The sequence below is a fragment of the Yoonia sp. genome (assembly GCF_017854565.1).
In the GTDB taxonomy this organism is placed as follows: domain Bacteria; phylum Pseudomonadota; class Alphaproteobacteria; order Rhodobacterales; family Rhodobacteraceae; genus Yoonia.
The window spans coordinates 88,018-97,879 of sequence record NZ_JAFMHJ010000006.1 but is presented as its reverse complement, the minus strand read 5'-3'; the positions used below and the strand labels follow the sequence as shown (position 1 = coordinate 97,879).

At 58.0% G+C, this 9,862-nt stretch carries 6 protein-coding genes and 2 tRNA genes; 5 read left to right on the top strand and 3 right to left on the bottom strand.

The annotated features are described in order from the left end of the window. Positions 1–527: 527 nt before the first annotated feature. The 3 genes from QZ196_RS04715 (at position 528) to QZ196_RS04705 (ending at position 4,044) form a co-directional block, all read left to right on the top strand. On the top strand, positions 528–1,928 hold the full coding sequence (locus tag QZ196_RS04715; protein ID WP_296424407.1) for a selenium-binding protein SBP56-related protein: 1,401 nt from the start codon (positions 528–530) through the stop codon (positions 1,926–1,928). Further along, on the top strand, positions 1,929–2,600 hold the full coding sequence (locus tag QZ196_RS04710; protein WP_296424406.1) for a hypothetical protein: 672 nt from the start codon (positions 1,929–1,931) through the stop codon (positions 2,598–2,600). It abuts the gene before it with no gap. Positions 2,601–2,796: 196 nt separating this feature from the next. Further along, the gene (locus QZ196_RS04705) at positions 2,797–4,044 is read left to right on the top strand and encodes an FAD-dependent oxidoreductase (RefSeq protein ID WP_296424404.1); all 1,248 of its coding nucleotides are present in this window, start codon (positions 2,797–2,799) and stop codon (positions 4,042–4,044) included. A gap of 75 nt (positions 4,045–4,119) precedes the next feature. On the opposite strand, the gene QZ196_RS04700 is transcribed toward QZ196_RS04705, so the two are convergent. Further along, on the bottom strand, positions 4,120–6,318 hold the full coding sequence (locus QZ196_RS04700; RefSeq protein ID WP_296424402.1) for a fused MFS/spermidine synthase: 2,199 nt from the start codon (positions 6,316–6,318) through the stop codon (positions 4,120–4,122). 302 nt (positions 6,319–6,620) lie between these two features. Here QZ196_RS04700 and QZ196_RS04695 point away from each other — a divergent pair. Continuing rightward, a tRNA-Asp gene (locus QZ196_RS04695) sits at positions 6,621–6,697 on the top strand. 156 nt (positions 6,698–6,853) lie between these two features. Then, positions 6,854–6,930 (top strand) — tRNA-Asp (locus tag QZ196_RS04690). A gap of 46 nt (positions 6,931–6,976) precedes the next feature. On the opposite strand, the gene QZ196_RS04685 is transcribed toward QZ196_RS04690, so the two are convergent. Further along, positions 6,977–8,287, bottom strand: coding sequence for a S41 family peptidase (locus QZ196_RS04685; protein WP_296424400.1), 1,311 nt, complete (start codon positions 8,285–8,287; stop codon positions 6,977–6,979). Continuing rightward, a complete protein-coding gene (locus tag QZ196_RS04680) occupies positions 8,287–9,660 on the bottom strand; it encodes a M20/M25/M40 family metallo-hydrolase (protein WP_296424418.1) in 1,374 nt (457 codons plus the stop codon). Before QZ196_RS04680 ends, QZ196_RS04685 begins: the two co-directional genes overlap by 1 nt. Between the last annotated feature and the right edge of the window lie 202 nt (positions 9,661–9,862).

The window sequence follows — 9,862 nt, the reverse complement described above, 5'->3', positions numbered from 1 at the left end:
CCCGCCACGATACGCCGCCCTTCAAATCACGCCATCACCCAAATTCCCGCATAGCTCCATAACCTCGAGCTTGTCCTCGTCTCGCCAAAAGCGCCGCCGCTCCGCACCAAGAATTTCGCCACGCATCACAGGCCCCGCATAAGAGACGTCAGTAATGACGTCATTAGCGACGTCTCTTAGATCATCGCCCCAGCCTCAGGCAGGCGGTGCCAATGGCGCGGTTACGATCAGCAGTAAGCAAATCAGAGCTTATGTCAGTGTCCAGTTTTCGGGGACCACCTCAACCATAGTCTGTGTGCAGCAAAGGCCGGGCGTGTAGCAACACAGCGTTTTGGTGGCACCAGCATCAGTGCGCCGCATCCCAGATCCAGAATGATCAAATTGGGACTCCGAAATTTGGTGGCTTCGGTGTTAGGCTTCTGACGTGAGCAGTTGATACGCGATCAATCGCTTTGTCGGTTCGGCCGGGGAGGGCCCAAAATCAACAGACCCCAACAGGGCATTCATTTTAAACTGGGAGGAAAATTATGAACCTGAGACCTGACCCAACATTCCACGCGTCGCCTAAATTGGCGATGGAAGCACCCGTTGAGAATTATGCCTTTACCGTCATGCTGAGCCCTGATGGTTCTCAGTCTGATGGCATCGCAGTCATTGACCTGAAGCCGGGATCCGACACCTACGGCGAGATCGTGCATCAAGTCATGGTGCCAAATAAAGGCGACGAGTTTCACCATTTTGGGTGGAATGCCTGTTCGTCATCTTTGTCGCCCCTGTCTGGCCATGCGTTCCTTGAACGCCGCTATTTGATCGTGCCGGGTATTCGCTCATCGCGTATCTACGTGATTGACGTCAAAGACCCACTCAAGGCCCACATCCACAAGACAATCGAGCCTGAGGAAGTGTTCCGCAAAACCGGCTATTCGCGCCCCCATACGATCCATTGCGGACCTGAAGGGATTTACGTCTCGTGCCTGGGTGGCGGCGGCGAGGATGGCATCGACGGTCCTCCCGGTATCTTTATCATGGATTGCGAGACCTTCGAGATCATTGGCCAATACGAGATGGATCGCGGCAAACAGGACAAACACTATGATTTCTGGTGGAACTTACCACAGGATTACATGGTCAGTTCCGAATGGGGGCTGCCGCCGCAGTTTGAAAACGGCATTGTGCCCGAAGATCTTCTGTCGAACAAATACGGCCATTCCATCCACTTCTGGGATCTGCGGGCGCGCAAGAACATACAGACGATAGACTTTGGCGAAAACTACCAGATGGCGTTGGAAATCCGCCCTGCGCATGATCCTACCAAGTCATATGGATTCTGCGGTGTCGTCGTAGATACGACAAACCTGCAGGGTGCCATCTTTACGTGGTGGCGGGATGATGACGGTGTGTGGCAGGCCAAGAAGACCATCACAATTGATCCGCGCCCCGAAGACCCTGCAAACCTGCCGCCATTGTTGCAAGGGTTTGGCGCAGTGCCACCGCTGGTCACCGACATTGATCTGAGCCTGGATGACAAATATCTTTACGTCGCATGCTGGGGCTTAGGTGAGATGCACCAGTATGACGTCAGCGATCCGATGAACCCTGTTCTGGCGGGCAAAGTGGAGTTGGGTGGGATCGCCAAAGGCAAGACTCACCCCAATGGCAAGCCCTTTGCATACGGGCCGCAAATGGTTGAAATCAGTCGTGACGGCAAACGTGTGTATTGGACCAATTCGCTCTATTCTACATGGGACGATCAGTTCTATCCAAATGATGAGGGCGGGCAGATGGTGATGGCGGACGTCGGTGAAAACGGGGGGCTGACGTTGAACAAGGATTTTTACGTCGACTTCCCCAAGGGCCTGCGGTCACACCAAATCCGGCTGGAAGGCGGAGATTGCTCTACAGATAGCTTCTGCTATCCGTCTGTCTAGATGATATCCGAGCTGACATCGGTGACGGCCCTTTGGGGGGCCGTCATTTTTTCGGGACTCTACCATGGCATCAATCCCGGGATGGGATGGCCGCTGGCTGTGTCGGCGGCACTTATGGAGCGCCGACACAAAGCCTTGCCAAAGGCATTGGTCATGCTCGCCATCGGGCATTTTTTGGCGATGATCGGGATTTTGCTTCCTTTTTCGATGATGATTGTCTTGATCACTTGGGAAGTCGAAATCCGCATCGGCGCGGGCGTGCTTGTCATTGCGATGGGTATCTATCTGCTGATCAACCGGCGACATCCGAAATTTCTGGCGCGCGTCCATCCGGCGCGGCTGGCACTGTGGTCGTTCTTGGCGGCGACAGCACATGGTGCGGGGCTGATGTTGGTCCCAATCTATCTGGGACTTTGTGCCATTGGCGCCGAAAGCACTGGCCATCTCGCGGCGCAAAGCCTGATGGGAAGTAACATCGTGACGGCTTTCACGGTCGCTGCCGTGCATACTTTGTCCATGACACTTGCCGGGGGCATCATTGCAGTCGTGATCTACTTCTGGCTGGGTTTGAAGTTTCTGTCGCGAACGTGGTTCAACCTTGATGTGGTCTGGGCCGTGAGCTTGGTTTTGGTCGGCGCATTTGGGATATATTCAGCTTACACCGGTCATTGATAAATATACCCTGTCACACCTCGTCTAATTGCAAAGCAGCGGCATGATCTTTTCAAGAACGGACACAAGAAGGGGCGCGCCCGTTTGTATCGCGGGCGCCTTAATCCCCGCGTGGGGTGTTTATGGTCAAGTCGCAGATTGACAGCGCGGCCTTGCAGATATCCTACTTCGTCAAAGTGATAGAAAAGGTGAGCGGATGCCGGACATCGACATCGTTGTAGCAGGGGCGGGGATCGTCGGGATGAGCACGGCGCTTTGGCTGCAACTGCGCGGCCATCAAGTTTTACTGGTGGACCCGCAGTCACCGGGGGCGGGGACCAGCTCCGGGAATGCCTGCACCTTGGCGACCTATGCATGTATGCCCGTGAACAACCCGTCGGTGCTGACCGGATTGGTCGGATTGATGACCCGCCGCGACAGCCCGCTGTCGATCTCTTATTGGCATGCTTTGAACAACCCGCGGTGGATTTTGTCATTCTTGGCCAATTGCCGCGCGTCACGTAGCCGCGAGATTGCTGGACATCTTGCGTCAATACTGTCGCATGCTGATGCTGGCATGAACCCGTTGATCGCCGAGGCGCAAGCCGAAGATTTGGTGGTTGATCGCGGCCAGCTTACTGTTTGGTCGACCCCGTCAGGTGCTGCCAGTGATGTGGCGGCTCTGGCGCTGCGCCGCAGCTTTGGAATTCCGTTCACGGAATTGACGCGCGATGAAGTGCGCACGATGGAGCCGGGCCTGACCATGCCGATCGAAAAGGGCGTGCACTACCCCGGCGCGCGCCACATCCGCGACCCCGAAGTGTTGGTCCGGCGATTTCATGCCCGTTTCGAAGCTCTGGGCGGTCGGACCTTGGCTGCGAGTGTCAAATCGACGCACGCCGATGCCGATGGAGTCACAGTAACGGCGGGCGACGCGGTGATCCGGGCCGGCAGGGTCGTCATCGCAGCTGGCGCGTTTTCGAAACAGATCAAAGGGTCAGGTGCCGAGCAGCTGCCGCTTGGCGTTGAACGCGGCTATCATGTGCTTTACGCCGGAGATGCGCACCGTATCACCCGGCCTGTCGGTTGGTCCGAAGGTGGGTTTTATGCAGTGCCTATGGCCAAAGGCCTGCGCTTGGCCGGCACGGTCGAAATTGCCGCCCTTGGTGCGCCCAAGAACAAGGAACGCATTGACTATATCGCGCGCAAAGGGACCGAGATGTTCGGCGATTTACCCGCACCCACCAGCGACTGGTTGGGCTATCGGCCATCCATGCCTGACGCTCTTCCGGTGATTGGGCCAAGCCCGACGTCGGATCGAATTATCCACGCTTTCGGGCACCAGCATCTTGGTCTGACCCTAGGTGGGATCACGGGACGGATCATGGCCGATCTGGCCGAAGGCCGGCAGCCGAACCTTGCCATTGACGCCTATCGACCGCAACGGCGCTATGCGCCGCTTTGATGCCATGTCAAACGGACCCAACGACCGTAACGCCCGTCGTCAGGGGGGGCTGCACCGACGCGACCCCTTGGTCACCTAGTCGAGTATCGACAACAGGTTTGCGTAGTCATCTGTCCAGATGCGCCCAGCATCGCTTTGCAGGACAGACCAGCGCGCATCGACGCGGAAGGGGGTCAGGCTGGCGGCATGATCCGACATAATGACAACTGTCGAGGGGCTGTTGGTCGGGTCGGTTGTCGCGCCGCGATAGGTCTGGATCAGGGCAGACAGACCCAAATCCTTGGCGCTGCGCCCCAAGGGGCGCGAGATATCATAATACCGGTTTGAGATGTGGAACATGATGATGCCGCCGGGTTTGATCCTGTTGCGGTACAGGTGCAGCGCTTGGTTCGTGGTCAGGTGCACGGGCACGGCGTCGGACGAATAGGCGTCGATCACAAGGATATCGAACCGCGCCGACGTCTGTTGGTCCAGCACGACACGCGCATCCCCGATGTGTGTTGGCGCATCGGGCGCGCATTGCGACATAAACGTAAAAAGCAACGGGTCGCGGGCCACGCGGTCCACCATGGCGTCGATTTCATAGAACTGCCATCTCTGTCCGGGCTCACCATAGCACGACAGCGACCCCACACCGAGTCCGACGACACCGACGTTCGCCGCCGCCTTGCCCGTGACCGAGGTCATGACCTGCGCCATCGGCCCGTCGGGGTGATAGTAATAAAGCGGCGTCGGGCGCGCATCATTGTTCAGCTCGCTACGTCGCTGGGCCCCGTGAACGGTTGTTCCGTTCTTGTATATCCGTGTGTTTTCAAGATCCCGTACGACATGAGTGCCAAAAAAGCTGCGATCCTTGAAGACAGATTGGCCCCGGGTCAACTGCCCGCCGATCCCCAGCACCGCAAGCGTCGCGATAAAGCCGATCAGCGGTTTGTGCCGCGCCATCACCAGAGTCGTGATGAAAACCGCGCCCATTACGCCGACCAGAGTTTCGATGCCTAAATCACCCGGCAGGACACCATAGGCCGCGACAGGCGCAATGATCAGGGCAGCAGCAAGAACGCCTTTGCCCAGGTCGCCTAGGCGCAGCCTGCCTGTCCCAACGAAAAGCAAGGTTGCCGCCAAAATGACCGTGATCCGTGCCTCGTGCAGGTCAGCGAACAGATTTGGCGCAAGAATTGCGTTGAATAACCCGCCCAAGGCACCGCCCACCGACATTGTCACATAGAAGATGGTCAAATTATTTTGTGCCGGTCGCGCATCATAAAGGGTCTGATGCGCCTTCATCGCGATAACTAAAAAGGACAATAGCAATGCCACGGTCAGCGGGATCGTTACCGACCCAAGCTTTACGCCCGTCAGCACCATCGCAAAGATCGCGAGGCTAAGAACAAACACCCCGTTCAGCAGCTTGGCGCCGACCCATGGCCGGTTGGTAAAGCATAGAACAAAGGTGAGCAGATAAAGCGACAAGGGCAAGACCCAGACCAGCGGAAACGATCCGATATCGGTGCTGATCGTGCTGGTGACGGACAGCATCAGCGAAGAGGGGATAAAGGCCAGCAACAGCCACCATGCGTAGTCGCGTGGGGTCGGGTTTTCTGCCAGCGGCGCGCTTGATGTCACCGCAGCGTGACCCTTGCGGGTCGCCAGGCCACTGAGCGCCAAAAAACCACCCAGCGCCACAAATCCCGCAGCCCAGCCCCAGCCGATCTGCGTCGCCCCGAACAGCGGTTCTGCCACGAGCGGAAAGGCCAAAAGCGCGCTGAGCGAGCCAAGATTGGACGCCCCGTACAGGAAATATGGGTCATCGGCGGAAGGTCCATCGCTTTTAGCGTACCAGCTTTGGATCAGTGGCGCATTGGCGGACAGCACGGCAAAGGGCATCCCCACGCCAAGCGCGAACAATGACAGTGTTTGCAGGGCAACGGGCGTGTCTGGGTCAAACTGCCAGCCGCTTTGGATTGAGAGCGGCAGGAATATCAGCGCCATCGCCCAAAGCAGCAGATGCAGCCCGACCTGCGCACTGACGGGCAGATATTTTGTGGACAAATGTGCGTAAAGGTATCCGGCGATCAGGATTGTCTGGAAAAATAGCATCGCTGTGGTCCAGACAGCAGGAGCACCGCCGATATAGGGCAGCACAATTTTGGTGAACAGCGGCTGGACAAAAAACAGCAGGGACGCAGAAAGGAATATTGTTGCGGTAAATAGGACAGGCACCAGCCGGGGGATGCGGCGGCGCCGGATGGCCGTGTTGATCGCAGTTGTCATCTTCTCTGCCTTGTTGGCCATTGTTTCCCCACGGTACACTATCCAAATGTGTCGAATTTGCGGAAACTCGGTGCATTCTAGGCAAGCCTATTGGCGCCATATCCACAATATGGGCCCCCGATTTCAGCAGGAAGCAGATGGACCCACACCGCGCGTTCGCGACCATTGCGCGCGGGGTGCATGGTGGGTTTCGGCCCGCGATGCGAGCTTGAAGCATTTTTGCGCAACTGACCGCTTGACGGGCCGCGCGGGGCCACTTAGAAGCAGCCCACATCCGGTCGATTGATCGGATTAGCAGATGCGCGGTTGTAGCTCAGTTGGTTAGAGTACCGGCCTGTCACGCCGGGGGTCGCGGGTTCGAGCCCCGTCAACCGCGCCACTGCTTTCCCCCTATTTCTGGTGTTGCTTCCTGATATGTCAGGGCTGTGCCATCACGGCGCAAAACAGACAATAACGCCCCATGAATAAAAGATAACAGGTTGGGACGTTTTTGCGTTGACGCAGTGCGCAACCCGGACTATCCCGCCCCTCACGCGCGGTTGTAGCTCAGTTGGTTAGAGTACCGGCCTGTCACGCCGGGGGTCGCGGGTTCGAGCCCCGTCAACCGCGCCATTTCACTAAAACCGATGTTATCCCGTAAGGTGGATCTTGATCCACCCTACTTGTCCGACAGATACTTGATGGCCTGTTGCAGGGTTTCATCCATACCATTGCGCGCCGCATCAACGGCGACGGCAACTTCTATGTCTGGTGGGATGCCGACCCCATCGAGCGATACACCATCCGGCGAGACATAGCGCTGATGTGACAGCCCAAGCGCCCAGCCGTTGGGCAGGGAAAAGCTGGCGATGTTCGACAGTATGCCAGACGTATTGGTCCCGATGACCGTGACCTGGGGCAACTGTCGCGTGGACATGACGAAAACCTCGGCGGCACTGCCGCTGAACCCAGAGATCAGAACCGCCGTGGGTTGTTTGATATGGAAGGTGCCGTTGGGCGCCAGCGCGACGGCATCCGGGGGTGTGTACCCGCCGCCGTTACGCGTTGCCTTTGTAAAAGCGGGGTGGGGGATATCGGTGAAATAGCCAGCATAGGCCAGTGCCACCTCGTCACTGCCACCTGGGTTATAGCGGACATCGAGGATAACGCCCTTGGCTGCTGCAAACGCCAGCGCAATTTCAGCAAATGCGCTGCGCGCCCGATCAGCGCCTTTGATATTGAACCCGGCGTTGGTATCCATGTGGCTCATGTAAACGTAGCCGATCTCGGGGGTGGCCCAGCCATAAAGCAGCCCGGTATCGGCAACGGCGGTCAGTTGACTGAATTGCGCAAGCGTATTGTCGCGCACCATGTGCCTGTCGGCATGCCATGACGGCCTGACCGACGGTGAATAGATCAAACCGTTGGTCGTGCGCAGGGATAGATGGCCATCATCAAGGCCCGCCAGCATGGTTTTGAACAGCGCCAGCAATGCGTCATCATCCAGAACGGTTTGCGCCAAGGGGCGCAGGCTATCGCGCCGTGCAAACCAGTCGACACCATGCAGATCAAAGAACGCATAATGTTCTTGCATGGCCTGCCAAAGCACATCGAAGTTGTCGCGCGCCGTGCCAGGTTGGTCGGGCGTTGTCGGGCAGTGCGCGGGCAGTGTGGTGGTTCTGTCAGCCATGATCGGGCTGACAGAACCACCCGCATCAATACGCAAGCGCGGGCCGTCGCGTGTCAGATGGATGTCCGTCAGCCCCGCGATAAGCCATTGATGCGCCGGGATACGCCGCGTGTGATAGCAACTGATCGCGGTCACCTCATAGACGTCGATTGCGGCCCGGCCGATATCGATCTGCAGGCCATAGCCGTCGGTCGCCCAGGTGCCTCGGATATCGTGGCCCGGCATGTTCATCGCCCAACTGACCCCAAATGCGCCAAACCCAACAACCGACAGCGCCAGCGCCCAACGCAACAGGGCCATCATTTCGAGATCGCATCCAGAATACGCGCCCAGGACCGCATCCCTTTATGGAACGACGACAGGTCATACTTTTCATTGGGCGAATGGATCGCGTCGTCATCCTTGCCAAAGCCGATCAGCATCGCATCCATGTTCAGAATATCCTTGAAATGTCCCGCAATCGGAATTGACCCGCCTGCGCCGACATAGGCCGCCGGGTGCGGCCATTCGTCGGACAGGGCCTTGCGGGCCCTATCGAATGCGGGATGGGTGGTGGTCATCTGCGATGCAGCACTGGCACCATGGCCATGGAACTGCACATCGCAATCAACGGGCACCATATCCTGCACCATCTTGCGAAAGTTATTCCTGATCTCGTGTGGGTCTTGTTGGCCGACCAGCCGAAAGCTGATCTTGGCATGTGCCCGAGAGGGCAGCACGGTCTTAAAGCCATCGCCGGTATAACCCGACCATATCCCGTTGACTTCGCAGGTGGGGCGCGACCAGATCATCTCAAGTGGGCTACGACCCTTTTCGCCCGCAGGTTCCGACAGGTCCACCTTGCCCAGAAACGCCTTGGCATCAAAGTGCAGATTAGCCCATGCGGCGGCCAAATCGTTGGATAATTCGGGCACACCGTTATAGAAGTCGGGCACGGTGATCCGGCCGTCGTCGTCGTGCAGGGCGGCAATGATTTTGGCCAGCACGCGCGCGGGGTTCATCGCGATGCCGCCATACATGCCAGAGTGCAGGTCTTTGTCCGGCCCGGTGATCGTGATTTCTTCGCCCAGGAGCCCACGCAGCTGGGTGATGATTGCAGGCGTGTTTTCACCATAAAGCCCGGTGTCGCAGATCAGTGCGATATCGGCTGTCAGCTCTTTCGCGTTTTCTTGCATGAAGGGGACCAGCGACGGGGACCCTGATTCCTCTTCGCCCTCAAAGAACAGCGATATATTGGCGGGCAGGGTGCCGTGAACAGATTTCCAGGCGCGGCACGCCTCGATGAATGTCATCAACTGGCCCTTGTCGTCGGCGGCACCGCGCCCCCGGATGACCCGGCCGTTGTCGGTGTCCTCGATTTGCGGGTCGAAGGGGTCACGATCCCACAGGTTCAGCGGATCGACAGGTTGCACGTCATAGTGGCCGTAAAACAGCAGATGCGGCCCTTCGCCGCCGCTGTGCGCAACGACCATTGGATGTCCCCTGGTGGGGCGTTTTGAAGCGTTGAACCCGATCGACAGCAGGTCGGCCACCAGCCAATCAGCGGCGGTGTCGCAATCGCCCTTATAGGCGGGATCGGTCGAAATCGACGGGATCCGCAGCAGCTCCAACAGGCGTTCTGTCGCCCGCGGCAGGTCGGCGTCGATATGGGCAAGGACAGGATCAAGGGTCATGGTTCTGGTGCTTTCTATACGGATCCGCCCAAAGGTCGCGGTGTTTGACACGAAGGTCAATGGCCGCGCATGCAATTCCGCGTGCGGGTATCGGCGCATTGCACAGAGCCTACGTTTTTTGTGGCAATTTGATCCAGATCACGGTCTACGTCCGCGAGGGGTGACAACTTGTAGCGTATTGCCCGCAGCGAATAGGCCCTAT